Here is a 395-nt window from a genome sequence, read left to right on the forward strand (position 1 = left end):
TTTATAATATTATTTTTTTCAAATAAAGTTGAGGATAGTAAATGAAAATTATAATGTATCATTATATAAGAGAAAAAACTAAAGATTTACCTTTTTTAAGGTATTTATCTTTTAAAAATTTTTGCAAACAACTTGATTTTTTTGAAAAAAATTTTGGTTTTGTTCGATATGAAGATTTTATCAAATTAAAAAAAGATATAAATTATTTTGAGAAACTTAAAAATAAGATTTTATTAACTTTTGATGATGGACTTATTGATCATTATAATTTTGTTTTTTTTGAGCTTTTAAAAAGAAATTTATTTGGTTTATTTTTTATTCCAACAAGAATTTTACATCAAAAAAAAGCTTTAGATGTTCATAGGATTCATTATCTTTTAGGACGATATGGGGGG

Annotated in this window: 1 pseudogene; it reads left to right on the forward strand. The window is 19.5% G+C overall.

Going from position 1 to position 395, the window contains the following annotated elements:
* Positions 1–41: 41 nt before the first annotated feature.
* Positions 42–395 (forward strand): annotated as a pseudogene (locus JG677_RS08635) (polysaccharide deacetylase family protein); the annotation flags it as partial.

Source organism: Campylobacter sp. TTU-622 (assembly GCF_016598965.1).
Lineage (GTDB): Bacteria > Campylobacterota > Campylobacteria > Campylobacterales > Campylobacteraceae > Campylobacter_D.